This window comes from Ruegeria sp. H8, from assembly GCF_056532905.1.
On the sequence record NZ_JBQFNY010000003.1, the window covers coordinates 225,835 to 250,360 of the forward strand.

24 protein-coding genes, 1 tRNA gene and 1 pseudogene are annotated in these 24,526 nt (G+C 56.5%); 13 read left to right on the forward strand and 13 right to left on the reverse strand.

Annotated features, from left to right (window positions below; genetic code table 11):
- Positions 1–94 precede the first annotated feature (94 nt).
- Together ACR0A2_RS10625 and gntH are read right to left on the reverse strand one after the other, a co-directional pair.
- Positions 95–1,861: a hypothetical protein gene (locus ACR0A2_RS10625; protein WP_480834978.1), complete on the reverse strand. Its 1,767-nt coding sequence runs from the start codon at positions 1,859–1,861 to the stop codon at positions 95–97.
- A gap of 54 nt (positions 1,862–1,915) precedes the next feature.
- Positions 1,916–3,109, reverse strand: a complete 1,194-nt coding sequence (gene gntH / locus ACR0A2_RS10630) for a guanitoxin biosynthesis MBL fold metallo-hydrolase GntH (RefSeq protein ID WP_172978510.1) — start codon at positions 3,107–3,109, stop codon at positions 1,916–1,918.
- A gap of 184 nt (positions 3,110–3,293) precedes the next feature.
- Here gntH and ACR0A2_RS10635 point away from each other — a divergent pair, with 184 nt between their 5' ends.
- Both ACR0A2_RS10635 and ACR0A2_RS10640 read left to right on the forward strand, forming a co-directional pair.
- Complete coding sequence (locus tag ACR0A2_RS10635) at positions 3,294–3,803, forward strand: TetR/AcrR family transcriptional regulator (protein ID WP_171230081.1); 510 nt, start codon at positions 3,294–3,296, stop codon at positions 3,801–3,803.
- Between the two features lie 158 nt (positions 3,804–3,961).
- A pseudogene (locus ACR0A2_RS10640) lies at positions 3,962–4,575 on the forward strand (IS5 family transposase); the annotation flags it as partial.
- On the opposite strand, the gene ACR0A2_RS10645 reads toward ACR0A2_RS10640, so the two are convergent.
- The 5 genes from ACR0A2_RS10645 to ACR0A2_RS10665 form a co-directional block, all read right to left on the reverse strand.
- Positions 4,510–5,157 (reverse strand): hypothetical protein, encoded by a 648-nt coding sequence (locus ACR0A2_RS10645; RefSeq protein ID WP_480835076.1) that lies wholly within the window; start codon positions 5,155–5,157, stop codon positions 4,510–4,512. The pseudogene ACR0A2_RS10640 and the gene ACR0A2_RS10645 overlap by 66 nt on opposite strands.
- Positions 5,158–5,397: 240 nt before the next feature.
- Positions 5,398–5,949: a recombinase family protein gene (locus ACR0A2_RS10650; protein WP_480446555.1), complete on the reverse strand. Its 552-nt coding sequence runs from the start codon at positions 5,947–5,949 to the stop codon at positions 5,398–5,400.
- A 143-nt stretch (positions 5,950–6,092) separates the two neighbouring features.
- A complete protein-coding gene (locus ACR0A2_RS10655; RefSeq protein ID WP_480446554.1) occupies positions 6,093–6,251 on the reverse strand; it encodes a hypothetical protein in 159 nt (52 codons plus the stop codon).
- A gap of 243 nt (positions 6,252–6,494) precedes the next feature.
- Positions 6,495–7,817, reverse strand: coding sequence for a tyrosine-type recombinase/integrase (locus ACR0A2_RS10660; protein ID WP_480834979.1), 1,323 nt, complete (start codon positions 7,815–7,817; stop codon positions 6,495–6,497).
- 157 nt (positions 7,818–7,974) lie between these two features.
- Positions 7,975–8,051, reverse strand: a tRNA-Arg gene (locus tag ACR0A2_RS10665).
- 114 nt (positions 8,052–8,165) lie between these two features.
- On the opposite strand from ACR0A2_RS10665, the gene ACR0A2_RS10670 reads away from it, so the two are divergent.
- Positions 8,166–9,191 carry a LacI family DNA-binding transcriptional regulator gene (locus ACR0A2_RS10670; protein ID WP_152459531.1) on the forward strand — a complete coding sequence of 342 codons (1,026 nt, stop codon included), beginning with the start codon at positions 8,166–8,168 and terminating at the stop codon, positions 9,189–9,191.
- Positions 9,188–10,408 carry a winged helix-turn-helix domain-containing protein gene (locus tag ACR0A2_RS10675; RefSeq protein WP_480834980.1) on the forward strand — a complete coding sequence of 407 codons (1,221 nt, stop codon included), beginning with the start codon at positions 9,188–9,190 and terminating at the stop codon, positions 10,406–10,408. The genes ACR0A2_RS10670 and ACR0A2_RS10675 overlap by 4 nt, the downstream gene beginning before the upstream one ends.
- A gap of 3 nt (positions 10,409–10,411) precedes the next feature.
- Here the strand turns inward: ACR0A2_RS10675 and ACR0A2_RS10680 are convergent, their stop codons facing one another.
- Together ACR0A2_RS10680 and hpaR are read right to left on the reverse strand one after the other, a co-directional pair.
- On the reverse strand, positions 10,412–11,110 hold the full coding sequence (locus tag ACR0A2_RS10680) for a fumarylacetoacetate hydrolase family protein (RefSeq protein WP_480834981.1): 699 nt from the start codon (positions 11,108–11,110) through the stop codon (positions 10,412–10,414).
- Between the two features lie 608 nt (positions 11,111–11,718).
- Positions 11,719–12,153, reverse strand: a complete 435-nt coding sequence (gene hpaR / locus ACR0A2_RS10685) for a homoprotocatechuate degradation operon regulator HpaR (protein WP_170345758.1) — start codon at positions 12,151–12,153, stop codon at positions 11,719–11,721.
- 232 nt (positions 12,154–12,385) lie between these two features.
- Here hpaR and ACR0A2_RS10690 point away from each other — a divergent pair, with 232 nt between their 5' ends.
- Positions 12,386–13,156 (forward strand): HpcH/HpaI aldolase family protein, encoded by a 771-nt coding sequence (locus ACR0A2_RS10690; protein WP_171364129.1) that lies wholly within the window; start codon positions 12,386–12,388, stop codon positions 13,154–13,156.
- Between the two features lie 4 nt (positions 13,157–13,160).
- Here ACR0A2_RS10690 and ACR0A2_RS10695 read toward each other — a convergent pair whose 3' ends face one another.
- Positions 13,161–14,303: a DUF3095 domain-containing protein gene (locus ACR0A2_RS10695; RefSeq protein WP_480446548.1), complete on the reverse strand. Its 1,143-nt coding sequence runs from the start codon at positions 14,301–14,303 to the stop codon at positions 13,161–13,163.
- A 141-nt stretch (positions 14,304–14,444) separates the two neighbouring features.
- Here ACR0A2_RS10695 and ACR0A2_RS10700 point away from each other — a divergent pair, with 141 nt between their 5' ends.
- The 5 genes from ACR0A2_RS10700 to ACR0A2_RS10720 all read left to right on the forward strand — a co-directional run bounded on the left by ACR0A2_RS10700 (position 14,445) and on the right by ACR0A2_RS10720 (position 20,072).
- A complete protein-coding gene (locus tag ACR0A2_RS10700; protein ID WP_480834982.1) occupies positions 14,445–15,617 on the forward strand; it encodes an MFS transporter in 1,173 nt (390 codons plus the stop codon).
- Positions 15,607–16,692, forward strand: coding sequence for a glycosyltransferase family 4 protein (locus ACR0A2_RS10705; RefSeq protein WP_480834983.1), 1,086 nt, complete (start codon positions 15,607–15,609; stop codon positions 16,690–16,692). The genes ACR0A2_RS10700 and ACR0A2_RS10705 overlap by 11 nt, the downstream gene beginning before the upstream one ends.
- A gap of 95 nt (positions 16,693–16,787) precedes the next feature.
- Positions 16,788–17,810: an aspartate-semialdehyde dehydrogenase gene (locus tag ACR0A2_RS10710; protein WP_171116819.1), complete on the forward strand. Its 1,023-nt coding sequence runs from the start codon at positions 16,788–16,790 to the stop codon at positions 17,808–17,810.
- Positions 17,811–17,961: 151 nt separating this feature from the next.
- Complete coding sequence (locus tag ACR0A2_RS10715; protein ID WP_480834984.1) at positions 17,962–18,876, forward strand: DMT family transporter; 915 nt, start codon at positions 17,962–17,964, stop codon at positions 18,874–18,876.
- A 278-nt stretch (positions 18,877–19,154) separates the two neighbouring features.
- Positions 19,155–20,072 (forward strand): endonuclease/exonuclease/phosphatase family protein, encoded by a 918-nt coding sequence (locus ACR0A2_RS10720; RefSeq protein WP_480834985.1) that lies wholly within the window; start codon positions 19,155–19,157, stop codon positions 20,070–20,072.
- A gap of 47 nt (positions 20,073–20,119) precedes the next feature.
- Here the strand turns inward: ACR0A2_RS10720 and ACR0A2_RS10725 are convergent, their stop codons facing one another.
- Together ACR0A2_RS10725 and ACR0A2_RS10730 are read right to left on the reverse strand one after the other, a co-directional pair.
- Positions 20,120–20,656, reverse strand: coding sequence for an SRPBCC family protein (locus ACR0A2_RS10725; RefSeq protein ID WP_480834986.1), 537 nt, complete (start codon positions 20,654–20,656; stop codon positions 20,120–20,122).
- A 98-nt stretch (positions 20,657–20,754) separates the two neighbouring features.
- Positions 20,755–21,405 carry a carbonic anhydrase gene (locus ACR0A2_RS10730; RefSeq protein WP_152459543.1) on the reverse strand — a complete coding sequence of 217 codons (651 nt, stop codon included), beginning with the start codon at positions 21,403–21,405 and terminating at the stop codon, positions 20,755–20,757.
- 144 nt (positions 21,406–21,549) lie between these two features.
- Between ACR0A2_RS10730 and ACR0A2_RS10735 the strand changes: the two genes are divergently transcribed.
- The 3 genes from ACR0A2_RS10735 to ACR0A2_RS10745 all read left to right on the forward strand — a co-directional run bounded on the left by ACR0A2_RS10735 (position 21,550) and on the right by ACR0A2_RS10745 (position 24,119).
- Positions 21,550–21,939 (forward strand): hypothetical protein, encoded by a 390-nt coding sequence (locus ACR0A2_RS10735; RefSeq protein WP_480834987.1) that lies wholly within the window; start codon positions 21,550–21,552, stop codon positions 21,937–21,939.
- Between the two features lie 63 nt (positions 21,940–22,002).
- Positions 22,003–23,385, forward strand: a complete 1,383-nt coding sequence (locus ACR0A2_RS10740; protein WP_480834988.1) for a leucyl aminopeptidase family protein — start codon at positions 22,003–22,005, stop codon at positions 23,383–23,385.
- Positions 23,382–24,119, forward strand: coding sequence for a C40 family peptidase (locus tag ACR0A2_RS10745; protein WP_480834989.1), 738 nt, complete (start codon positions 23,382–23,384; stop codon positions 24,117–24,119). The genes ACR0A2_RS10740 and ACR0A2_RS10745 overlap by 4 nt, the downstream gene beginning before the upstream one ends.
- Here ACR0A2_RS10745 and ACR0A2_RS10750 read toward each other — a convergent pair.
- Entirely contained in the window at positions 24,116–24,466 is a 351-nt protein-coding gene (locus ACR0A2_RS10750) for a DUF2794 domain-containing protein (RefSeq protein ID WP_117871396.1), read from the reverse strand. The genes ACR0A2_RS10745 and ACR0A2_RS10750 overlap by 4 nt on opposite strands.
- Positions 24,467–24,526 lie beyond the last annotated feature (60 nt).

Sequence of the window (24,526 nt, forward strand, 5' to 3'; positions counted from 1 at the left end):
GTTAAGCAAAAAATGCGCAGAGGCTGACAGCGTCAGTGATAAAAGCACACCGACAAACAGAGCGCCGACAGTAAAAACCTTTGATCTTAAATACTTATGCATTTGGATCGCGAGCCTCGATTACAGTTAATCCATCCAGCTTCCATTGCCCTGACTCAGGTATGACTTCGGCTAGCACTCGGAACGTAATCGCGCGTATATGGGCGTGCCCCCAATGACCACCTTGGGCTTTCACTGTCCATTTAGCCAGAGTGCTAAATCCACCCGGTTTAAAGGTCGGGTCAACGCGCTCTAATTTCAGGTCTCTAATATCAGTAACTGTAGCAAGACTGCCTCCTGGCGTTCGGATCACGAGACCACGCTCTACCTCTGTTGCGATGTCGCCCAGAGATGCCGCCGTTACAATGTCGGCCAGCTCTGCCTTTCTTGCTGCCGGTGAAGTTTCCAGGGTCACCGTGTTCAAGTTTTTGACCATCGAGTGCAGTATGTCTTCCGCAACCTGCTGCTCAGGGGGCTCGGGCTTGTTCCAAAGTAATTCCGGCAAATATCCCGAAAATACAAACGTTGCCGAAGCAGCGGCAATCATAGTCACGCAACTGGCACGCTTTGCGACTTTGTCCCTGGTTAGCAGGAGAAAACCGAGTGAAACGGCGCTGATAATCCCGGCGATCAACGCCATAGCCGGGTTCTGCCGTTTCTGCTGCTCAAATGGTATCTGAGTAACAGATGCTCTTTGGTATTGGAGCAGGTGGTTCTGCCAGTGAAACTGAGGGTCCGCAGGTGTCACAGCTCCAAAGAATGGCCCAGCGATATCGTTTGAAATGGTTGCAACGCGGGAAATTTCCTCGTCAAACATATCCCATGTGACTGTCACCTGATCGGGAAGCTCTACCGATGAGAAGGACAGGATAGCTCCGATAAACGCATTGTTCACGGACACTTCCTTTCCAGGCTCGACAACCTGATAACCCTGCGATGTCAGTTCCAAGAGCTTTGCTGTAGCGTTCGACGGTTGCACTAATTTGCCATCAATTGTCACCGGGTTACGAGAAGCCAGGAAGGACGCCGCTTGGTTTACGATCATGGCGCTACGCTGTGGCGAAAGTGTTTGACCGACTTCGGTAGTTTCACCAATCCAAGGCGCCAGTTCACGCAAGCGGATCAGCGTCTCATGCCGAACTTCACGAGGTTCGATGTAGAGAAAGGTGGATGTCCCGTCCTGCGCTTTTCGATTTAGGCTTTCAGCAGAAAAACGGCTATCCCACGGATCAGGCCAGTGAATCTTTAACTCTGCCGGCTTTGACAAGAAGCTAAAATCGGTGACCGGAACCTCTCGGTCAAAAACCTGCATCCCGATAGTCGCCAGTGGTTCACCATCCCGCGATGGAGGCACTATAGTCAGCTCGTTGGGAACTGTGTTTTGAAACGCAAAGAACACTTTGACGAACAGAACACGCGGATCTTTTGGCGGGCTGGGAACAACTTGACCCGAGAATGGATTCCGCTGACCTGCAAGTGGCGAGGCCCGGTCGATGCGTGTTCGGTATTCTAAATTTCTGATTTCAGCGTTTAGGGGCTGATTGTCCCTTCCAACAATCGATAACGCCCGACTTTCGGCTTGGGCAAAACCTTGTTTGGTCTCTTGTTTAGCCTCCGGCTCACCCTCGGCGAAATCCGATGACCAACCGATTGGCAACATATCAGTAAACAACGGAATATCTTCGACATAGATCTCAAGGTCGACGTAGACCCCATCGTCTTTGATATGAAGGACAGCGATGTTGGGGGCGACTTCTGATCCGTTAGTCAGAACGACATCCGCCGAAACGGCGCGCGCACCTGAGGCCATCAGGCTCAGCATCAGAAATAGTCGGCACAGATACTGCCAAATTGGAATTTTGTTCACCCCTGAACTTTATTTTTCCGGCATTGGCGGTGGCGTGTAACCATCCCATTTGCCCGCTTTGACTTTGTCGGACGGCTCTTTTTCTTTTGAACGCGGGGCATTGATATACTCGTCGCTCACAGCTGGTGGCAGTGCATAGTCATCAACACTCGCTTCCCGAACAACGATCTGGTCCTTGGTGACGTTGATCACCTGAAGATCTCGCGCGAGTGTGAGCGGTCCATCGTAAGTCGAACGGACACCTTCCAAAATCGCCTGATAATTCTCGGGTGAAAGAACAGAGTGATACCCCAGCGCCATACGCGGTTCGACCGCAGACATCACTTTGCCAAAGGCCGCAGGTTCGGTATGAACGCGCGTGGCTACATAGGTCGCCTGTTTCATGTCCCAGCCAAAATATGGGGCCAAAGCGTCAGGTGGCAGAAAAGCCTCGTGAGAAGCGATATCCGCCCCTTTGGCATATTCTACGTACCATTTGTTTGGGTAAGTATCTCCGCCAAAGACGTATTTCAGCCCATTCCATTCTAGAGAATAACTCACCGAGCCATCTAAGCTGTGGATAGCAGGCCAGGACCGGATAGTTACGTCGTTCTCCTGATAAACGATCTCGTTTTCCTGCATGTAATCGAATTCGGTAACTTCAAGCTTGGCACCATCATCCGGCAGCGCCCCTGTACGTGTGGCCAGATCCCAAGCATAGGCTTTTGACATGCCTTCTACATAGGCTTTGGTGCCCAGTTCATCCTCTGATCCGGACGGGCCGAAGACGCGGAGCGGAGTATATCTGCCCGAAAGCCAACCCCCAACATGAAGACCCATGAAGTCTCCAACGTGGTCGACATGCAAATGACTGAAAAAGACCTTATCGACCTTCGCAAAATCCGGTCTCAATGAAAACAAGTTTCCAGTTGCACCCGTGCCCACGTCAAACAGGAAAACGTCTCCATTTCCTAGTTCAACATAAAATGAAATCGAAACGGCAGCTTTGGTTTGGTTTGGCATCCCTGTCCCCAATGCCGTGATACGCATCTCATCCGCGCCAAGGATTTCAGTGTTGGGAAAGTATGACGCGGGATAAACACCGTTTTCAATTGCAGAAGCAGTTCGACCAGTCGGCAGCGCGTTTTGCGCTGAAGCGGTGCCAGCCAACGACAAACCCAATGCCAATAGTGCGCCAGTCGTGGAATTCATAATGCTATTCATTGATCCCCCCTTTTCTGCGTGGCGTTTCGGAGAGCACGATGTCGTGAACTCCCAGTCAACCATAGACTTCTCTACGGTAAGTCCATAGACTGCTCTATGTCAAACAAAGAATGCTGTAATCTGAATGTCAGAAACTATCACCCGAGCCTCACCCAAAAACGCCGCGACCAAAGAAGACTGGATATTGCTGGCCTACAAAGTCCTGAACGAGGGCGGCGTTTCCGCGATAAAAGTCGTACCAATGGCAAAGCGACTGAACCTGACAAGCGGTAGCTTTTATTGGCATTTCAAAAACGTCCGTGAGCTTTTGGATGAGGTTCTCAGATATTGGGAGCAGGAACTGACTGACAAAGTGATCGCACAGGCAAAGACATTTGGCGGCCCCCCGGAAGACCGAATTCTTCTTCTTATGAAAAAGGTCATTGAAGAGGACGCCGCATTGCCAGATCACGCTGTCTCAGTCTGGGCGAATACCGATGAGAAGGTGAAAGAATCGTATCAAAGAACCATCGGCAAACGCTTCCAATTTGCCGCCTGGATGTTTGAACAGGCCGGTTTCTCGAATGAGGAAGCGAAAGCGCGTGGAAGACTCATGGTCACGTCGCTAATGGGAGACTCTTCGACTGGTCTGAAGGCGCAAGGCGATTGGGAAAAGGTCATCGAACGGGAACACGCAATTCTTGTCGGAAAGTAGAAAAAAGTCAGGATAATAGCCAGATTAGGATGCTTGCTGGAAACGGAACACTATTTTTACCAGCCTCATGACCCATTGGATTAAGTTATGCGGCGTGATTCACGGTTCGAAAACGAGCGATTAACATGTCTGATCACTTCTGACTAACGGACACGCAGATGGCGCGTCTTGAGCCTTTCTTCCCGCAGTCCCACGGGAAACCTCGCGTCGATGACAAGCGTGTTTTGAGTGGGATTATATTCATTAATCGTAACGGGTTAAGATGGCGTGATGCACCCAAGGAATACGAGCCACACAAGACCTTGTACAACTGTTGGAAGCGGTGGAGTGATAAGGGCATCTTCGCGGAAATGATGATGGGCCTGTCCGCCGATCACGGCGAAGAAAAGACCGTGGTGATTGATGCGACCTATCTGAAGGCGTACCGCATGGCATCCAATCTTGGGTCAAAAATGGGGGCGATGACGACTGATACACTGCCTGGCAGGCGCATCCGAAGGATGCTGCCGAGAGGGGACGCGCCAAAGGTGGAATGAACACGAAGCTACATGCCATTTGTGACAGCCAAGGACGCCCGTTGAACTTCTTTGTGACCGCCGGTCAGGTCAGTGATGATACCGATGCAAAGGCCCTGCTAAACGGTCTGCCGGACGTGGATTGGCTGCCTGGAGATCGTGGATATGATGCCGATTGGTTCAGAGAAGCGTTACAAGACAAAGGCATAAAGGCCTGCACACCTGGTCGAAGACAGCGAAAGAAGCCCATCCGATATCCCTGCCTCGTAGCAAGCGTACAGCACGTCTTCCTGAGCGAATACGTCCATACGCTCTGCGAATCTGTCGGCCAGTTCGTCAAGCGACGTAGTGTCGTTTGTGGTCATCAACTCACGTGCTGCCTGCTGTGCCAGTTCCGAACCCTCAGCGCTGCCCACGAACGCCTCAAAGGCATCGACATCCAAGGTGCCAATGCGCTCACCAATGCGGTCGAGTGCGGCCTCTTGAACGCCTAGCGCCATGGTCTCGACGTGTGCTTGTACATCCTCAGGCTCAACGCTCATCTCCGACGCCGCCCGCTGCAAAATGTAGTCAGGCACTTCGCCAAGGTTGATCAGCCCATCGACGATTTGTGTTTGCGTCCCCGGCGCTGCTGTAGCGATAGCAACAAAGGCCTGCTCAGTTGCTTCATCAGCAACGAATGCACTCTCTGATGCACCTTTTGCCTCACCTTCAGTTGCGCCTTCTTGTGCCCCTCTCAGGGCCTCTGAAGGTTGTCCTTGAGGTGCTGCTTGTGGGTTCGTTGAGACTGCGAAACCCGCCGCATCAGTAACACACCTGAGGTGTTCGTTAGGTTCCAAACAAGGGCAACCCAAGGGGCACATCAGGGGATATGCTAGGGTGAGACATCCAGCACACAGGACGCCCCACCACAGATGGTCTGCTATCAGCCTTCCTCGACGGTCGGTGATAACGCCATGCTGACATCACCTCGCACTTCCATGAAGCGAGGCAATTCCGAAATTTGTTTACGGCTATAGTGTGGGTGAATGTTCATGGTATGTTCTTTTCTTGTGTGGGGGTGAATTGCATGCAGCCTTTCAAGCCGCATCTTTCACCAGCCTGTAGACGGTCGCTCTGCTGACCTCGAAGTCTTTCGCTATCTGGGTTGGCTTATCGCCTCTTTGGAACGCTTCACGAATAGCTGCTGCTTTGTCCTTATCCATGGCAGGGCGTCCTTTGAACTTGCCATCGGCCTTGGCCTTAGCAATCCCTTCACGTTGCCTCTCAAGCATCACCTCTCGTTCAAACTGAGCAACAGCTCCAAGGATGGTCTCAAGCATCTGCGCGGTGGCACTGTCGTTCATCATGGGCATGTTCATGATATGCAGACCAACGCCCTTGTCAGAAAGCCGCTTGCGGATGTCGATGAGGTCAGGGACCGAACGCGCCAGACGGTCCAGCTTAGTGACGACCAGAGTGTCCCCTTCACGGGCAAAGTCTATGGCTGACTCAAGCTGGTCTCGCTGCTTAACGCTGCTCACCTGCTCAGCAAACACCTTCTCACATCCATGGTCTTTCAACTCGCGCTGCTGAGCCTCAAAGCCTGCGATCTGGTCTGCTGTGGACGTCCGTGCGTAGCCTATGAGCATGTGTCTGTCTCCGAGAGTGTATCATTTACCTCAATGAGTTAAGTAAGAAATTGTGCTTTAAGTGTCAACCCCACTTAAATGAGACAGTATCTGAGGGGTTGGAACTTGTCTTGTTACCCTCTGGTCAAATGAGACACGGATGTTCAGGCTGCCTTACGGTGGTTTGTGAAGGTCAGGGCATAGAATCCAAGGTCAAGGAACACTTCGCCCGGTCCCTCTCGTGTCACCTGAAAGGGAACTGAGCGGACCTCACGTTCGATGAGCAAGTCAAAAGGACCAAAGCGAAAATCAAAGATGATCATGGGTCGTTACCTCATAAATGATATGCATCAGGAGCGATGTGCGCTCAACTTGGCTCCACGTCGGTAGAAATTCAACCTATTGAAAAATATACACTAAAGGGACTTTCCCTCAGGTGGAAGGAGGTGACCCTGAGGTGGCCCCACCGGGGGGCCTGCGCGGCATTTTCTTTAATCTCTGTTACTCAGATTTTTTTGCCAAATTATTTGGACCACATCAAATGCGTATCGCGTTTCGTATTTCGCTCACAGCCCCTTAAGGTACCCGTCAGCCCGCATCCTATCGACGATCTTACGCTGCACCTGCCGCAACTCATCCCGGCCTAACCCATGGTTGTAAATCTCACGTGCCCTGCGCTCGTCTTTGGACAAGCCGCCGAGCTGCACAGCGTCCTTGTCGTCAACGCCTGCCCTATGAGCGATGGCCCTCCATGTATGTCTGAATGAATGAAAGTCCAACATCACGTTGCTTTCAGGTCTCCCCAAAACATCATCCCTAAGGCGGCTATATGACTGACTAGCCTGCTTGCTTTTGCCTGATTTGGGGTCCAGACTGAAGGCCCCTAGAAGCCTGCCCTTGGGTCCATCTCTACTCTCTACTTCTTTTCGCAACTTCAATACCGTCGCTTGAAGCTCAGTGGGTACGGGGGTCCACCGTTTCGCGTTTTCGTTTTTGCCAACAATGATCTTCAGCCCAGCGCCGTCAGTATCTACATCCTCAACTGTAACCCTAACCAATTCGGAAATGCGTGTTCCGAGTGTCAGGCCCAGACGCATCAATACTCCCAACGGTGTTTCCTGTGAACGCGCGACGAACAAAGCACTGGTCTGCTCTGGTCGGTACATCAGCCTTTCTTTCTTCGGCGTGGCGGCTTCCCTAGTGACCCCCTTAGGTAGTGTGAAGGGTTCCACTGAGGGATTGCTTGTGGCCTTGGTTTCTACAACCCACGCCCAAAACGTGCGCAGCTGCGTCATGAGTTTCTGGATGGTCGCTCCTGCTAGCGGCTCCCCTGTCCGCTCCGACACTATGCCACCTAGGTATTCCCTGAAGGCCACCGCCTCAACGTCTGCCATATCGTCCACAAAAAGGCTGGACATATCACCGCCCAGAAAGTCGACCAGATAGCGAACCGAAGTCCGAAAATCATTGATGGTCGAACTTCGCAGCGGTTTATAACCTGAAGCGTTCCCCGGCGCTCTGGCCTCAATATACGCCGCAACCATCTCAGCCAGTGGTCTGGATGTAGCCATGCCCCTTTTACCGAACGCATCTCGCACCGCGCTGGGCGCATTCTCAACCTCTTCATAGAACACATCACGCACCAGCATCGCGGCTTCAGGGTCGGGGTCTGCCATGGCTTCAGCCCATCGGTCTGCCGCAGCAATGCTATAGCGCTTTCTGCCCAGCGCTTGTAATTCCAACTCTCGAACCTTGCTAAGTTCCACGTCGCGTAGCTTACGTGCCGTGGCTTTGTGCTTAACACCTCCAAGGCTTCTTATGATGTTTCGACCAAAAGGTTTGCCCGCCTCTGGATCAGTGGTGCCCTTTAAAATTTTGGGCGTAGACATCCTAAACCGCCAAGCTGTACCGGGACCGCGTGGTTGCTCAAGGTTTCTATCACTACTCATAGCCCGCTCTTTTGTAGTGTAAATTTGTGGTGTAACTCCACCACATCCGTAACACTAGCTGTCAAAAAATGTCAACAAAATAAGGCATTAGAAAGTATGGCGACCCCGGCAGGATTCGAACCTGCAACCTGCCCCTTAGGAGGGGGCTGCTCTATCCAGTTGAGCCACGGGGCCGCGCCCGCCTTCTGTAACCGGGAATTTCCGTGTTGTCATCGCCTTTGCACAATTGTTGTACACACCGACCTGTTCGCGCTAGCATCGGACAAAACAACTACGCAGGTGCCTCCCGTGAACAGTGAAACCAAACGCCCGCTTACCCTTCGTGATGTGTCCGAGGCTTCCGGTGTCTCAGAGATGACGGTGAGCCGGGTTCTGCGTAACAGGGGGGATGTGTCCGACGCCACCCGCACCCGCGTTCTGGCGGCCGCGAAAGAGCTGGGATATGTCCCCAACAAGATCGCGGGCGCGCTGGCATCCAGCCGGGTCAACCTGGTCGCGGTAATCATCCCCTCGCTTTCGAACATGGTATTTCCCGAGGTGATGACCGGCATCAATCAGGTGCTGGAAGATACCGAACTTCAACCCGTGGTTGGCGTGACGGATTATCTGCCCGAGAAAGAGGAAAAAGTGCTGTACGAGATGCTCTCGTGGCGACCCTCGGGCGTAATCATTGCCGGGCTGGAACACACCGACGCGGCCCGCGCCATGCTGGATTCGGCGGGCATTCCGGTGGTCGAGATCATGGATACCGACGGCAAACCTGTCGACGCGATGGTGGGCATCTCGCATCGCCGCGCCGGGCGCGAGATGGCGCAGGCGATTCTGAAGGCCGGGTATCAACATATCGGCTTCATGGGCACCAAGATGCCATTGGATCACCGCGCTCGAAAACGCTTTGAAGGGTTTACCGAAGTGCTGGGCAAACACGGGATCGAGATCGAAGATCGCGAGTTCTATTCCGGCGGTTCTGCCCTGGCCAAGGGGCGCGAGATGACACAGGCCATGCTTGACCGGTCGCCCGATCTGGATTTCCTGTATTATTCCAACGACATGATCGGAGCCGGTGGCCTGTTGTACCTGCTGGAGCAAGGCGTGGATATTCCGGGGCAGATCGGTCTGGCCGGGTTCAACAACGTGGAACTTTTGCAGGGTCTTCCGCGCAAATTGGCGACGATGGATGCCTGTCGTCTGGATATAGGACGTCAGGCCGCGCAGATCATCGCTGAACGCCTGAAGGACCCGGATTCCGAAATCGAGACACGGGTCACGCTGACCCCCAAGATCAGCTATGGCGATACCCTGAAACGACGATGAATACGCCCCTGAAGCGGCTCGACAACCGGACGGCCCGCGCCATTTTTCTGGATCGCCATGCTTTGGCCGAACGGCCCGCGGGCGCGGCCAAGGGCGCCGAGCTTCTGGACCTTGTCCAGCGGTTGGGGTTCGTGCAGCTCGACAGCATCAACACGGTTGCCCGCGCTCATGACATGATCCTGTTTTCCCGACGGCCTGCGTATCGAAGCGCCAACTTGAAAAGGCTCTATGAAAGGGAAAAAGCGCTGTTCGAACACTGGACACATGATGCGGCCGTGATCCCGATGTCGTTCTATCCGCACTGGCATCTGCGCTTTCAGCGTGATGCGGATCTGTTGAAGGCCCGTTGGAAGAACTGGCGGCGGGATGGGTTCGAGCAACAGTTCGAGACTGTCTTGCAACACATCCGCGACCACGGGCCCGTGTGTTCGTCAGACGTTGGCAGGGATGAAAAGAAAGGCTCGGGCGGTTGGTGGGACTGGCACCCGTCAAAAACCGCATTGGAGTTTCTGTGGCGTTCCGGGGCCCTGACCGTCGTGGGCCGCGACGGGTTTCAGAAACGGTATGATCTGACTGAACGTGTGATCGAAACCCACCTGTGCCCCGGGAACATGGCCTGTGATGCGACGGCGACCGTGGATTGGCTGTGCAACGCAGCGCTGGACCGGTTGGGGTTTGCCACGTCCGGAGAGCTGGCCGCGTTCTGGGGCACGGTTACCGCCGACGAAGCCAAAGGCTGGTGTGCCACGGCGTTGGCTCAAGGAAATATCGAAGAGATCGAGGTCACTTGCGCCGATGGACGCCTGCGCAAAACCTTTGCCCGCCCTGATTTGATGGATCGGGCAACCGACTTGCCGCAACCGCCCGGTCGGATTCGCGTGCTCAGCCCGTTTGATCCCATACTTCGGGACAGAAACCGGGCCGAGCGGCTGTTTGGCTTTCACTATCGCATCGAAGTTTTCGTTCCCGAAGCCAGGCGCACATATGGGTATTACGTCTTCCCCTTGCTTGAAGGCGATCGATTGATCGGCCGGATCGACATGAAGGCGCATCGGGATCGCGACCTGCTGCATGTCAAAGCGCTCTGGCCCGAACGCGGGGTGCGCTGGTCTAACGCCCGCAGCCGACGCCTGAACGCCGAGCTGGACCGGGTGCGCCGGCTGGCAGGCGTAACCCAAGTGGAATTTGCAAGGGGCTGGCTGAAAGACCCTAAATAGGGCCTATTCCGCGTCCGTCAGGATCAGTTTGATCGGCTCCAGCCCGTCAATCTCTCCTGTTATGATGTCGCCGGCTACAACCGGGCCTACGCCGGCCGGTGTACCTGTCAGGATCAGATCGCCTGGGCGCAGATGGTAGAAACCGGACAGATGGCTGACGATTTCATCGATCTTCCAGATGAGCTCTTCCAGGGTAGCGTCCTGACGCAATTCGCCGTTCACGCTCAACCGGATGTGTTTGTCATCGTCCGGCGACCAGTCCGCGGCGGGGGTCAGCGGCGCGAAGACTACTCCGTTTTCGACGTCCTTACCCAGATCCCAAGGCCGCTGTTTGTCCCGCTCGCGGAGTTGCAGATCGCGGCGTGTCATGTCGAGCGCACAGCCATAGGCATAAACCGCATCCCAAGCCTGCGCACTCGAGGCACGAAACACCGGTTTCCCGATTGCCAGCGCCAGCTCCATTTCGTGATGGTAATTCTTCGTCCCCGCCGGGTACGGAACCGTCGCGCCGGACAGGATTGCGTTTGGCGCGGATTTGGTGAAATAGAAGGGCGCATCGCGATCCACCTCATTCCCCATCTCTGCTGCATGCGCGGCATAGTTTCGCCCGACGCAGAAAATGCGCCTGACAGGGTACCCGGCCGTCTCGCCAACGACAGGAATGGTTATGGGATCGGGAAGGGAAAACAGGCTGTTTGACATCGTGGTTCCTGAATTTTTCATCGCTGCCATCTTACGCCTGCCAGAGCTGCCAGCAAGCCGGGAATGCACGCTGGATTTCGCCAATATCCAAGAGTTGTTTCAGCGCGAACCTGCTCAATTCTGACCTGAACGCCCAGTGCCGTTCCAATGCTGTTTCACATCCGTCTTTATTGATGCACCGGAACTTGGGCAGATCGGAATTTAACTTGGCTCTGGCGCAAGTCGGGCTAGGTCTTGGATAGAAATTGTGGGGCGCATCTATCTTGAGGTGTGCGATGGCAGTAAATCACCGCGCATGCGGAAACACTCGGACAGAATGACGCCAAGTCATCCCTTGCGGGCCAGGTTTTCCTTCGGCAATTGCCCAAGACTGTTTCGGAGAGCATAGGTGCACGGCCTTTCCCCCAAAGGCCAAAAGGCCCTAATCAGAGCCACATTTCCGGCTCGCCATATACTCCGATGCGCAGGCCGGACCGTCAGGCAAGGCGTGACGCAACCGGCCTCAGGCCAGGCCAAACCCAAATCCAAGTCTGGCCACCCCGTCGGAGATCGCCCCTAAAATCTCCGGCGGGGCCCTTGCAGATGACACCCATGTTCTGCCCCCGGCATCAGGTATCCAGGTCGTTCAACTCGTTCAGAAGATCCAGCAACAATTCGTGTTTTTCCGGCCCCAGGCGGGAACGAATGCGTTCCGCCTGCGCCATACTGGCGGGCTGATTGGCGTGAATAATCTGAACGCCACGCTCGCCGATCTCGACAATCTGGCGACGCCGGTCAGCCGGGTGGCATCGTCGGGAGATCAGGCCGCGATGCTCCAGTTTCTGCAGTATCCGTGTCAGGCTTGGCAACAACAGACAGGCGCGTTCGGCAATATGCGTCGGTTCCTGCGGGCCTTCTTCGTTCAATACGCGCAACACGCGCCACTGCTGTTCGGTGACACCGGCGTCGGCCAGCATTGCTCGGATGGGTCCCATAACCTTTTCCCGCGCCCGCAAAAGCGCAATGGGCAAAGATCGCGACGTCAGAGGGAGGTCGTCGGTCATGCCAAAATTATCGCCGAAATCCGTGATTTACGCAAGGGAACCCTCGGCTTTCGGTTTGAAGCACAAGAACCGCCGGGACGCCGCCGCCCTTGCGTGACGCGCCTTTGCCGCCGTCGATCCGATGACGCCAAATTGCATTAAAACTGGACAATTTCGCGCCACGTAAGAAGATGTGGAAACGGCCGCTTTCGCGACCACGTGGCGCTGAAGGTTTTGCAACAAAGGAAACAGTATGGCTGCGCAGCAGAACGCGTTCAAACAGGCTCTGAAAAGGGGAGAAATGCAGATCGGGTGCTGGATGAGCTTTGCGGAGCCTATAGCGGCCGAGATGATGGGAACCGCCGGTTTTGATTGGCTGGTAATCGATGGAGAGCATGCCGCAAACGATATCCGGTCGATCCGGGACCAGCTTCTGGCGCTTGCGGCAAGCGACTCTCATGCGGTTGTGCGGGTTCCCGTGGGTGAGACCTGGCTGATCAAGATGGTTCTGGATGCGGGTGCTCAGACCATTCTGGTTCCGATTGTGGAAAGCGCCGAGCAGGCGCAAGAGCTGGTTCGGGCCTGCCGTTATCCCCCTGCCGGTGTCCGCGGCGTGGGCGCGATGGCATCGCGGGCGACGATGTACGGATCGGTCGGAGATTATATTCAGACCGCAGATCAGGAGATTTGCCTGTTGTTGCAGGTGGAAACCCGCGCCGGAATTGCTGCTCTGGACGACATTCTGGATGTTGAAGGCGTGGATGGCGTATTCATAGGCCCTGCTGATCTGTCGACCGATATGGGCCATCAGGGCAACAGCGCGGCACCCGAGGTGCGAGCGGTCATCCGGGATGCACTGGCCCGGATCAAGGCCGCAGGCAAAGCGCCGGGCATTCTGGCCACAAATGACGAGGCCCGTCAGGCATATCTGGATATGGGCGCACAGTTCTTGGCGGTTGGCATTGATGTGATGCTGCTGACGCAAACGGCACGTGATCTCGCCGCACGATGGAAAGCCAACTAACCGCTCAACGGACCATGGCCGCTGCGGCTTGGGCGTATCCGCCCGAGGCACCGTCAACGAAATGCACATGATCGTCCCGTGTGGCCGACGGGACGAAACAGGTCATCATCGCCTCGTCCTGCACGTGCAGACCGTATCGGATTTTGCCGCGCCCGCGCGCTTCTTTCAGCAAGTGTTCGATCTGTCGCAAAGTGGCCGGGTCACAATCCAACGTCATCTTCAGGCCGTCATCGAACTTGCGGAAATCGGCATTGCTGCTGACCATCGTCCTGTAGTGTTCGGGTTCAAACTGCCCCAGCTTCTTGCTTGTTTTGAACAATATCGCGATCAGCAGGTTCTGAAACAGAAGAACGAGCTTGTGCAGAAACAAATTCCGCCCGTTGCGCGAAACATGCGCGTCAATGTCGAGGCCGGGGGGCGGCCAACTCATGGGCGGACCATTCATCGGCACCGGATGACCTGCGCGCTCCAGCTCTTCTGACGCGGACAGAACCGATTGCGCAAGGTCGGCAAAGTCGCGTTCAGTTGCCGACGCAGTGGGTTCAACGACCAGTGACACGATCTGACCGTGCCGCGCCGGGCTGTTGGACCATCTGCATGACAGGCCTGTCAGGTCCGGTTGCGCACCCGGTTCGGCAGGCGCGATCATATGATGACCCGCTTTCATCTCTGCCTCGGCCCAGGCCAAGCCTCCGCCAGAGAACATGGCATAATCCACCCCGGAAGAGGGCGCAAAACGAGCGACGCGCAAGTCCCTGCCGGCTTTTCGGATATCCGCCACCGACACCAGCGCCGCACGCAACGGCATGGAAAACTCTTCTTCCGCCCAGCGCCGCATGGCTGACAGAGTATCCCGCGCTGCTTCAACTTCGCTGGGGGGGATCGCAAACGCCGCCCCGTCGCCGCCAAAGACATAGGGAAACAACTTGCCGTCCATCGCGTTTATCATCGCCGAGATAACGGCGGCCCCCACGGTGTTGACGGTTTTGTATCGCCCCCGCGCGATCTCGCCGGTTGAATCGACGATGTCGGCAACCCCCAGAAACCAGTCGTCGGGCACCGGCGAAAACTGCGCCGGGTCCGCCAGACGGGTGAAATCCCTCAACAGGGGCAGGTTTTCGTAAAATGCGGAATGGAGGTCTTTCATTTTCCCCCTCGAAATCAAACTTCTGGCAATGATAGCCGGAATGCGGCCCGAGTCCTCGTTTTGAAACATAGTACACATGCTTGTGCGTTGCATCATTGCGTGCCAAGCATTCCTTTCGGATGAGCGGAAAAGAGGCGGGATATGCAGGCGGGTTTGGTGGTTTTGTGCCTGGGCTATGTGCTCAGCCAGTTTTTCCGTGCATTTCTGGCTGTGCTCAGCCTGGATCTTGAACGCGATATCGGTGCTACACCCGAAGATCTGGCTTTTGCATCCGGCCTTTGGTTTCTGGTGTTCGCTGCAATGCAAATCCCGGTCGGCTGGGCGCTGGACAAGGTTGGGCCCAGGCTGACCGCAGCCGCGCTTCTTCTGGTTGGCGGTGCAGGAGGATCCGCAATTTTTGCGGTCGCGACCTCACCGTTGCATGTCAGCGTTGCCATGGGCCTGATCGGGGTTGGGTGCTCTCCGGTTCTGATGGCTTCCTATTTCATCTTTGCCCGCGAATACCCGCCTGCGAAATTCGCGACACTGGCCGCCGTCATGCTGGGTGTTGGCTCGGTGGGCAATCTCGTGGCCTCTTACCCGACTGCCCTGGCTGTCGAATGGATGGGATGGCGCGCCACCATGGTTGGGCTGGCCGTGATATCTGCTGCGATCGCTATGGGTATTTGGCTGAGCCTGCGTGACCCAGCAAAGGTTGATACGGAACACAATGGGTCACTTCTGGACCTGCTGAAAGAGCCTGCACTGTGGCTGATCATGCCTTTGATGCTGGTGGCCTATGCGCCCTCTGCCGCGCTGCGCGGGCTATGGGCCGGGCCGTATCTGAACGATGTCTTCGGGCTCAGCACCACCCAGATCGGCACTGCGACTCTGGTCATGGGGTCTGCGATGATCGTCGGTACCTTTGTCTACGGACCGCTGGATCGCGTCTTCGGCACTCGGAAATGGGTTATCTTCACGGGCAACGCGCTGGGTGTCGTGGCACTGACCCTGCTTTGCGTTTGGATCGACCATGCCACATGGCTGTCCGTTCTGCTGTTGGCCATCATAGGGTTCACCGGGGCCAGTTTTCCGGTCATCATGGCCCATGGTCGGGCCTTCGTTCCCCCCAATCTGGTGGGCCGAGGCGTAACCCTGTTGAACCTTTTCGGAATCGGAGGGGTCGGCATCGCCCAATTCGTCACCGGGCGCATTCATGCCGCCACTACCCAGGCCGGAACGACCGCGCCCTACACCGCGATTTTCGGGTTTTTTGCCGTAACCCTTGCCTTCGGTTGCGTGATATATCTATTCAGCCGGGATAATGTGGATTGAAGCAATTGCGGAGCAAGCCGTGCAGGAAATCGAGGTTATAGCGCCGAACCTGAAACACAGCCTCTCCGGCGTCACCACAACCGTCATCCGCCTGCTGCCGATCCAGAAGCATATGATCGGGATCGTTGCCACGGGACCCGGCCTGCCGGATGATCTGCCCCACATCCGATTGATCAAAGTTCCATTCCTTTCGAACAGGACGCCCCGGGTGTGGCATGCGCGGCGCAACACCGAAATGCTGATGGGTTTGTTTCTGAAACATGTGCTACGACGCAATCTGAAACTTCTGTTCACCTCGGCTGCGCAACGAAATCATTCGGGGTTCACCAAATGGCTGATTTCGAAGATGGATGCGCTGATCGCCACAACGCCGCAAGCGGCGTCGTTTCTGGAACATCCCGCAACCGTCATCATGCACGGTGTGAACACCGAACTGTTTCACCCGGCCGAAGACAAAACCGCCCTGCGACAGAAGCTGGGGCTGCCGGAAGGGACCTTGATCGGGTGTTTCGGGCGTATTCGACCTCAGAAAGGTGTCGATCTGCTGGTGGATGCGGCAATCGAGGTTCTGCCGAACCATCCCGACGCCAGCATCGTGTTCACCGGGCGCGCCACCAAAGAATTTGAAACCTTCCAACAGGAGCAGGAGGCCAAACTCAAAGCTGCCGGGCTGTCGGAACGGGTGCACTTCCTGGGCGAGCGTCCTTGGGAGGAAATCGTTGAAACCTACCGCGCCCTTGACCTGTTCGTGGCCCCGGCCCGACACGAAGGGTTCGGCCTTACACCGCTTGAGGCGATGGCCTCCGGCGTGCCTGCAATCGCCTGCCACGGGGTCGGAGCCTTCAGCGCCCAGATCGAGGACGGGAAAACCGGCCGCTTGATCGAAAAGGACAACGCCGGGGCGCTGGCCGAAGCACTGGAACAGATGTTGAGCGATCCGGACAAGCTGGCGCAATCCGGTCAGGCCGCAAGACAGCGTGTCGAGCAGCATTTTCGAATCGAAGGTGAGGCCGAGGCCATCGTGCAGGTCTATCGGTCTTTGCTGAACACGGGTGAAAACGCGCATTCGGGTTAAAATCGACGTCAATTCGGCCAAATCACCCGTGATAGCCCTTTTTTCTTTGCTGCAACGCGGCTATGAACGCGCGTCCTTAACTTTGGAGACATGAAATGGGCTATCGCGTCGTTGTCGCCGGCGCCACGGGTAATGTGGGCCGCGAAATGCTGAACATTCTGGCAGAACGCCAGTTCCCGGTCGATGAACTTGCCGTGCTGGCAAGCCGTCGTTCGCTGGGTACGGAAGTAAGCTTTGGCGACAAGACACTGACCACCCAGGACATCGACACCTTCGATTTCACCGGCTGGGACATGGCCCTGTTCGCCATCGGCTCGGACGCAACCAAGACCTATGCCCCCAAGGCGGCTGCGGCTGGCTGTGTGGTGATCGACAACTCGTCGCTCTATCGCTATGACCCCGAGATCCCTCTGATCGTGCCGGAATGTAATCCGCAGGCGATCCACGACTACAAGAACAAGAACATCATCGCCAACCCGAACTGTTCGACCGCGCAAATGGTGGTGGCACTCAAGCCGCTGCATGATCGCGCCAGGATCAAGCGCGTCGTGGTGTCGACCTATCAGTCGGTGTCGGGCGCGGGCAAGGAAGGCATGGATGAACTTTGGGATCAGACCAAGGCGGTTTATAACCCCACCACAGACGTGCCGCCGAAGAAATTCCAGAAGCAGATCGCCTTCAACGTCATCCCGCAGATCGACGTCTTCATGGAAGACGGCTCGACCAAGGAAGAATGGAAGATGGTTGTCGAGACCAAGAAGATCGTCGACCCGTCGATCAAGGTCACCGCGACCTGTGTCCGCGTGCCGGTTTTCGTCGGCCATTCCGAGGCTGTGAACATCGAGTTCGAGGAATTCCTGGACGAAGACGAAGCCCGCGACATCCTGCGCGAAGCACCGGGCATCATGGTGATCGACAAGCGCGAAGCGGGTGGCTACGTCTCGCCCGTCGAATGCGCGGGCGATTTCGCCACGTTCATCAGCCGTATCCGCCAGGATTCGACCATTGAGAACGGTCTGAACCTGTGGTGCGTCAGCGACAACCTGCGCAAGGGTGCCGCCCTGAACGCGGTGCAGATCGCGGAACTTCTGGGCCGCGAGGTTCTGAAAAAGGGCTGACATCCCGATTTTCGTCAAAGCTTGAAAACGAGGAAACCCGCTGATTGTTCAGCGGGTTTTTTTGCGTTTTCCAATAGCCGGTTTACAGACGACGTGACGGTTCGGTCAGGTTGCTGATGCCAACGGAAATACTGCATGGTAGGTGTCAAAGATGGGCCGGCCAACATCAACCAAGCACGATCCAATACCCTACGCCCTTGCCGGGGCGGGAGTGTTCTTTGCATCCATCTGTTTTGGCTTTGTACCCTATTTCAGCCGAGGTCTCACTGACCAGGGACTCGCGCCCTACGCAGTTGCGTTTTATCGGTACATTTTGACGGCGATCCTATTGTTGCCCACCCTTTTTAAGCATCGTTCAAACCGGCGGGAATTAGTCTGGGGTATGGCTGCGGGGGCAGTCATGGGGCTTGGGTGGGTCGGATATGTTACCGCACTTGAAACAGTGCCGGCATCAACGGTGGGTGTTCTTTACATGACCTACCCGGTGTTTACGATCATCATCGCTTGGGCGATATTCGCCGATCCGCCGACGCGGCGCAGCCTTGTTGCGGCCGGTTTGATTGTTCTTGCGGCAGGCATTGCAGGGTCTCCGGCATCCGTACCGATTGACCAAATTCCAACGTTGCTTGTCTCTTTGGCTGCACCTTTCGGATTTGGCTTCGGCATATGCGTGCTTGTACACCGTCTTTCGCGAATTGCTCCTTTGGCCAGGATAGCGTCGGTTTCGTTGGGATCGGTCGTCGGGCTAACCCCTTTGATTATCTCTTCGGAAATTGACGAAGTCCTGCCAGCAGGCGGCAGTGACTGGTTTCTGATCGTCGGGATCGGTCTTATGACGGCACTGGTTCCCCAGCTGATTTACACCGTCTGTTCCCCTGTCATCGGGGCATCGCGCACGGCCGTTATCGGCAGCATTGAACTGCCGACAATGTTTGCCGTGGGCGTTTTTGCTTTCGGTGAAACAATCACAGGTGCGCAAGCAGTGGCCTGTGCCTTGGTTTTGAGCGCCATCGCACTTGCACAAAGTCGCGCAACACGAACCGTTACCACCGTGATCAGCAGTTAACGTCACAGGTGAGCCCGCGCCCGAGGTCGCCCGTCAATGTGCTCAGCAGAACCGGCTCGGATCACCACTTCCACCAAATCGGCACTTTCCGGCCCATCACCCGCATCCATCATGGCTGCGCTATGAACGTTGGTTAGGGTACAGTCTTGCACGCGGTGAAAATCGCCAACCTGTTGACAAAACCAGACACGCTTGCCACCTAAAACTGAACCTTGTTCGTGGCGGATGCCGGAAGTCCGGAAAAAATACCGCCCGGTGCAGGGTAAAAGAGGCAGGGCATGCATATTTCGACCAGACGCAGGATTGCCAGAACCCTGACCATCGGATGCACATGCGTTCTGATGATACTGGTCGTCATTGGCTTTACGGGGCAGGTTTTTGCCGTAGGAGATTCAGTCGCTCTGCTCCGGCCTCAGGCTGGTGTTTTGCTTCTCCCCTGCGCGGTAATTCTTCTTTTCATGCGCGCCAGATATCTTGCATTGGCCACATTGCTCTTTTCCGGGGTGGCCATCGGGTCCATCGCGGCCAGCGTTGCCGCGCCCTCGGACGATTGCGATGATTCCTGCCTGACGCTGTACCAGAAGAACCTGATGAGCAAAGCCTGGCCCCGGTATTCGCTGTCCGATGATATCCTTGAATCAGGCGCGCAGATCGTGACCTTGCAGGAAGTCTCCAGCCACAATCGCAAGTACATGAGCAATCTGTTCGAGCATTACCCCGAACAGGCGATCTGTGAATTCCGTTCTGAACAAAACGTCGCCATCCTGACGACCTTGCCGATTGTCGAGAATTCCGAGTTCTGTCTGCAAGGTTACGGGCTTGTGGGGTTACAGGTCAAAGCGCCTGGCGGTGATTTGGTCTGGGTTGTTTCAGTTCATCTGAACTGGCCATTTCCTTACGACCAGTCCAGGCAAAGCCAGGTGATTGCCGACCGCATCAGCCAACTTGAAGGACCGGTTCTGATTGCCGGGGATTTCAATATGGTGCCCTGGGGCGAAAGCGTCAGACGGATCGGAGCAGCCGCAAACAACCAAAGCTTTGGAACCGTCCTGAACACCCACAACCTCGGCAGTTGGAAAATCCCATTGCCGATAGACAACCTGTTGTTCCCCAAAGGCACAACCGGAACGGTTGAGCTGCGCCCCTTCATGGGATCCGATCACCTGGGAAAGCTTGCCCGGTTTCGACTGGGCTAGGACTTCGGTCAAGCACGCCGACGCATGCTTCCATACAAACAAGCGGCCTAGCTTTGGTTTTCAACCAGTGCTTTCCGATTGGTCAGACCACGGTCATAATCCTCGCCCACCCATGTATCCATCATCAAACCCATCCAGCGGGACATGGGGTTCAGGCCCAGATCCGAGTCAAACCCCCAGGTCACTCTGGTTCCCGCCCCGTCAGGCTCAAGGATGAATGACGCCGTGGCAGTACCCATCGGGCCGAAATCCAGCGCCGTTTTGACCCGTTGGTTTTCCACGCTTTCGACGATTTCCTGTGATCCCGTGCCGACCTGCGGGTGATCCGACGCCCAGTTCAGAGAGTTCCCGACCCCGGCGGCAGGGCCGGAATAAGTCAATTTGGTTTCGGGGTCCCGGTGGAGCCACGGAGACCACTTTTCGGTTTCCTGCATCGAATTCACGTAAGGAAAGATGGCGCTTGGCGGTGCGTCGATCGCGATGCTACGCGAAACTTCCGCTTTTCCCGGCAACAGATAGGAAACCGCGACCAAAACCAGAATACAAACGACCAATCCTGCGCAGATGCGCTTGATGACTTTCATGGCAGGCTCCGATCTTCAGGTGTAATGGGTGGAGTATACCAAAAACGGCCCTGAATCAGAGCCGCCATTGTTGTTTCGGATCTCCAGCTCTGCTGCTGTCAGACCGGGACGAACTTTTTTTGGTAAGGATCATAGCTTTCAAGCCCGCCTGCGCCGATATCCGTCCACAAGCCGTGCAAGCTCAGCGCGCCTTGATCAACGGCTGACGAGACGAAGGGGAAGGTCATCAGGTTTTCCAGCGAAGCGACAACCGATTGACGTTCGAACTGCCGGGCCTGTTCGACACCGTCCTCGATATCCGCGACCAGTTCGAATTTCGGCTTCAGAATATCCATCCAGCGGCCAACAAAGCTGTCCTTGGCATCCAGCTGCGGCGCCTGCCCCTTGCACATGTCGATACAGCCCTGCACGCCGCCGCATTGCGAATGCCCCAGCACGATCAAATGAGCGACCTTGAGCGCCGTAACAGCATATTCGATGGCGGCGCTGGTGCCGTGGTGGTCCCCGTCCGGAGCATAGGGCGGCACCAGGTTGGCGATATTGCGGTGAATAAAGAAATCGCCCTGGTCAGCGCCGAACATGGACGTGACGTGAACCCGGCTGTCGCAGCAGGATATGACCATGGCGCGGGGGCGTTGCCCTTCATCGGCGAGACGGCGATACCAAACCTGGTTTTCCGAATATGTTGTGGCCTTCCATCCGTGATACCGTTTTACAAGGTAGCTCGGCAGAGGTTTGGCAAATTCCATTTCAATGTCCCCGTTCTTGTCGCTGACGGATGATCTAAACCGAATTCAAAGAAAATTCGAGCCATTATCCAGTTTCCCTGCAAGGTTTTGCAAAGGAATTTTCTGCCAGGATCAACACCGCGCCGTGGGGGCGTTTGAACTAGGGTGAATGTGGTGGAAAAGATTATCACGCTTGAACACAAGGAATCCGTCCGTCTGGACTCGGATCAATTAAGCGGGCTGTACCGGCAACTTGGCGACAAGAATGCGCTGGATGTTCTGTGTCGCACGGTCGAAGAGCTTGCCGTGCGCCTGTCAAACTGCGAACGCTACTGGCGTCGGCGCGAATGGGCGAACCTGCGCAAATGCGCCAGGTCACTGGTCGCTATATCCGAACAAATCGGGATGACGGCCCTGGCCCGGGTGGCGGGTGACGTGGCCCACACCGTCGATGCCGGTGACGCCGTTGCGGCGGGCGCGACGCTTGGGCGTTTGATCCGCGTGGGCGAACGATCGCTGACCGCCATCTGGGACCAGCAGGACCTTTCCGTCTGACAGGGGTTGCGGGCAGATCATGCGCGGCTAGTCTGTGCGCAGAAACCATCAGCCGAGACGCCCATGACCCTGTCCTTCGCCCCATCCTCTGACCCGTCCATACCGCTTCATGTGATTGCGCAGCCGGATTTGGACAGTTGGTTGCAGGACCAGCCGGATACCGTCCGGGCCTGGGTTGCCGCAAACGGGTTTACAGGTGCGATGGGGCAGACCGTGCTGGCGCCAGGCGCGCATGGCGCGGTTGACTTTGTGCTGGCCGGGTATGGAACAGAAGACAAGCGCGCGCGAAAAAGGTTCCCATTGGCCGCCGCAGCCATGGCATTGCCCGAAGGAACCTATCATATCGCGTCCGGCATTCCCGCTGATCGTCTGGAGACGGAATGCTTTGGCTGGTTGATGACCGGCTACGCCTTCGATCGCTACGCGTCTCAATCCGCTGGAACCGCGGCGCTGGTTGCGCCCGAAGGTGTCGACGCCAACCGTATCGAAGCGATGGCCAATGCCGAAGTTCTGACCCGCGATCTGGTGAATACGCCAGCCTCGGATATGGGTCCTGAGCAGTTGCAGCAGACGGTCGAGGCTCTGGCCAGCGAATTCGGTGCCGCGTGCAGCGTGATCAGCGGCGCGGCCTTGCTGGAACAGAATTTTCCCATGATCCACACCGTAGGGCGCGCCGCCGAACAGGCCCCCCGGCTGATCGAGCTGAATTGGGGCAGCAGCGGCCCCAAGCTGACTCTGGTCGGCAAGGGGGTGTGTTTCGATACGGGCGGATTGAACCTGAAACCGGGCGCATCCATGGGTCTGATGAAGAAAGACATGGGTGGCGCGGCCAATGTGTTGGGGTTGGCGCGGATGATCATGCAGCTGGGTTTTCCCCTGCAATTGAGGGTCCTGATACCCGCGGTCGAAAACGCGCTTGCGGGAAATGCCTTCCGCCCTGGTGACATCCTGACCTCTCGCAAGGGACTGACGGTCGAGATCAACAATACGGATGCCGAAGGGCGTCTGGTGCTTGCTGATGCGTTGGCGCTTGCTGAAGAAGGTGAGCCCGATCTGGTGATCTCGATGGCGACGCTGACCGGGGCCGCCCGTGTGGCTGTGGGCCCCGATCTGGCACCGTTCTATACCGATGATCAGAGCTGCGCGTCTGCCCTGTCGCATGCCGCTGAGGCTTCGGCTGATCCGGTCTGGCGCATGCCGTTCCACACGCCCTATGAAGCGATGATTGAACCCGGCATCGCCGATCTGGACAACGCGCCGTCGGGCGGGTTTGCAGGGTCGATCACAGCCGCCCTGTTTCTGCGCAGGTTCGTGGGCGCATGCCGCTACATCCATTTCGACATCTATTCCTGGCAGCCCAGCAAAGAACCGGGGCGCACCAAGGGCGGTCTGGGTCAGGGGCCTCGTGCCGTGCTGACGGCGTTGCCGGAGATATTGGGACTGTGACACGCCATCGAGTTTCCGCACCCTTTGTCGATTTGCTGCGCAGCCCAGACGGACCGCGCGACCGGCAATTGTTGTTCGGTGATACGGTTCGGATCGAGGAAACAAAGAGCGGCTGGAACAGGGTCATCGCAGACAAAGACGGGTATACCGGCTGGTTGCGATCAGATCAGCTGACGGCGGATGCGCCTGCGACGCATTGGATCACGGCGCCTGCAACGCACGCCTACCAGGAAGCGGATTTCAAAAGCCGCGATCTGGTGTCGCTGAGTTTCGGAAGCAAAATCCAAGCCATGACCGAGACAGACCGGTTTGTTGAAACCGAACTGGGATATATCCCAAAGGTACACACGGCGCCGATGACCGCAAAGCCTGACGACCCGGTCGAAGTGGCCCAGCTGTTTCTGGGCACACCCTATTTGTGGGGTGGCAACAGCCGGTTCGGCATCGATTGTTCCGGGTTGGTGCAGGCGGCGCTTTTGGCTTGTGGCCTGCCGTGCCCCGGCGACAGCGGCGATCAGGAACGCGCTTTGGGCAAAACCGTGATCGAAGGGACCCCTGCGCAACGGGGTGATCTGTTGTTCTGGAAAGGGCACGTGGCCTGGGTTTCGGGCCAAAACATGCTTTTGCATGCGAACGCCAGCCATATGGCCGTGGTTTTCGAACCAATGGATCAGGCGATCCACCGCATATTGGATCAGGGTGACGGGCCCGTCACGGCCCACAAAAGGCTCTAATCCGGGTTTACGGCCCGGATCAGCTTGCGTTCCAGCACCCGCAGGACTGCCCGCAGATCGTGGCCGCGTTTCAGGATGCGCCCGTCCATACCTATGACGGAATACATTCCCTGCCGGGACCTCAGACGCGGGTGTTTTTCGACGCGGTAGATCGGATGTTCCGCAGTGCGCCGAAAGATCGAGAACACCGCCATGTCGCGCAGGTTGGAAATACCGTAGTCGCGCCATTCTCCGGCGGCGACCATCCGACCATAAACGGATAGGATTTGAGACATCTCATGCCGGTCGAAAGCCACGGGCATCTGCGCTGCGCTTGCCGAGAACCGGCTGGGAGGCTGCATATTCATACCTCCAGCCTTGCCGGAAATCGTGTTTGAATCAAGCCTGATGCGCAGTTGTCCTACAAT

What these genes read in the sequence shown, in the direction of transcription:
- ACR0A2_RS10625 (WP_480834978.1), bottom strand. Translation starts at nt 1,861, where the DNA reads ATGCTGAGCCTGATGGCCTCAGGTGCGCGCGCCGTTTCGGCGGATGTC.
- gntH (WP_172978510.1), bottom strand. Translation starts at nt 3,109, where the DNA reads ATGAATAGCATTATGAATTCCACGACTGGCGCACTATTGGCATTGGGT.
- ACR0A2_RS10650 (WP_480446555.1), bottom strand. Translation starts at nt 5,949, where the DNA reads ATGCTCATAGGCTACGCACGGACGTCCACAGCAGACCAGATCGCAGGC.
- ACR0A2_RS10655 (WP_480446554.1), bottom strand. Translation starts at nt 6,251, where the DNA reads ATGATCATCTTTGATTTTCGCTTTGGTCCTTTTGACTTGCTCATCGAA.
- ACR0A2_RS10660 (WP_480834979.1), bottom strand. Translation starts at nt 7,817, where the DNA reads ATGTCTACGCCCAAAATTTTAAAGGGCACCACTGATCCAGAGGCGGGC.
- ACR0A2_RS10675 (WP_480834980.1), top strand. Translation starts at nt 9,188, where the DNA reads ATGAATACGCCCCTGAAGCGGCTCGACAACCGGACGGCCCGCGCCATT.
- ACR0A2_RS10680 (WP_480834981.1), bottom strand. Translation starts at nt 11,110, where the DNA reads ATGTCAAACAGCCTGTTTTCCCTTCCCGATCCCATAACCATTCCTGTC.
- hpaR (WP_170345758.1), bottom strand. Translation starts at nt 12,153, where the DNA reads ATGACCGACGACCTCCCTCTGACGTCGCGATCTTTGCCCATTGCGCTT.
- ACR0A2_RS10690 (WP_171364129.1), top strand. Translation starts at nt 12,386, where the DNA reads ATGGCTGCGCAGCAGAACGCGTTCAAACAGGCTCTGAAAAGGGGAGAA.
- ACR0A2_RS10695 (WP_480446548.1), bottom strand. Translation starts at nt 14,303, where the DNA reads ATGAAAGACCTCCATTCCGCATTTTACGAAAACCTGCCCCTGTTGAGG.
- ACR0A2_RS10700 (WP_480834982.1), top strand. Translation starts at nt 14,445, where the DNA reads ATGCAGGCGGGTTTGGTGGTTTTGTGCCTGGGCTATGTGCTCAGCCAG.
- ACR0A2_RS10705 (WP_480834983.1), top strand. Translation starts at nt 15,607, where the DNA reads ATGTGGATTGAAGCAATTGCGGAGCAAGCCGTGCAGGAAATCGAGGTT.
- ACR0A2_RS10710 (WP_171116819.1), top strand. Translation starts at nt 16,788, where the DNA reads ATGGGCTATCGCGTCGTTGTCGCCGGCGCCACGGGTAATGTGGGCCGC.
- ACR0A2_RS10715 (WP_480834984.1), top strand. Translation starts at nt 17,962, where the DNA reads ATGGGCCGGCCAACATCAACCAAGCACGATCCAATACCCTACGCCCTT.
- ACR0A2_RS10720 (WP_480834985.1), top strand. Translation starts at nt 19,155, where the DNA reads ATGCATATTTCGACCAGACGCAGGATTGCCAGAACCCTGACCATCGGA.
- ACR0A2_RS10725 (WP_480834986.1), bottom strand. Translation starts at nt 20,656, where the DNA reads ATGAAAGTCATCAAGCGCATCTGCGCAGGATTGGTCGTTTGTATTCTG.
- ACR0A2_RS10730 (WP_152459543.1), bottom strand. Translation starts at nt 21,405, where the DNA reads ATGGAATTTGCCAAACCTCTGCCGAGCTACCTTGTAAAACGGTATCAC.
- ACR0A2_RS10740 (WP_480834988.1), top strand. Translation starts at nt 22,003, where the DNA reads ATGACCCTGTCCTTCGCCCCATCCTCTGACCCGTCCATACCGCTTCAT.
- ACR0A2_RS10750 (WP_117871396.1), bottom strand. Translation starts at nt 24,466, where the DNA reads ATGAATATGCAGCCTCCCAGCCGGTTCTCGGCAAGCGCAGCGCAGATG.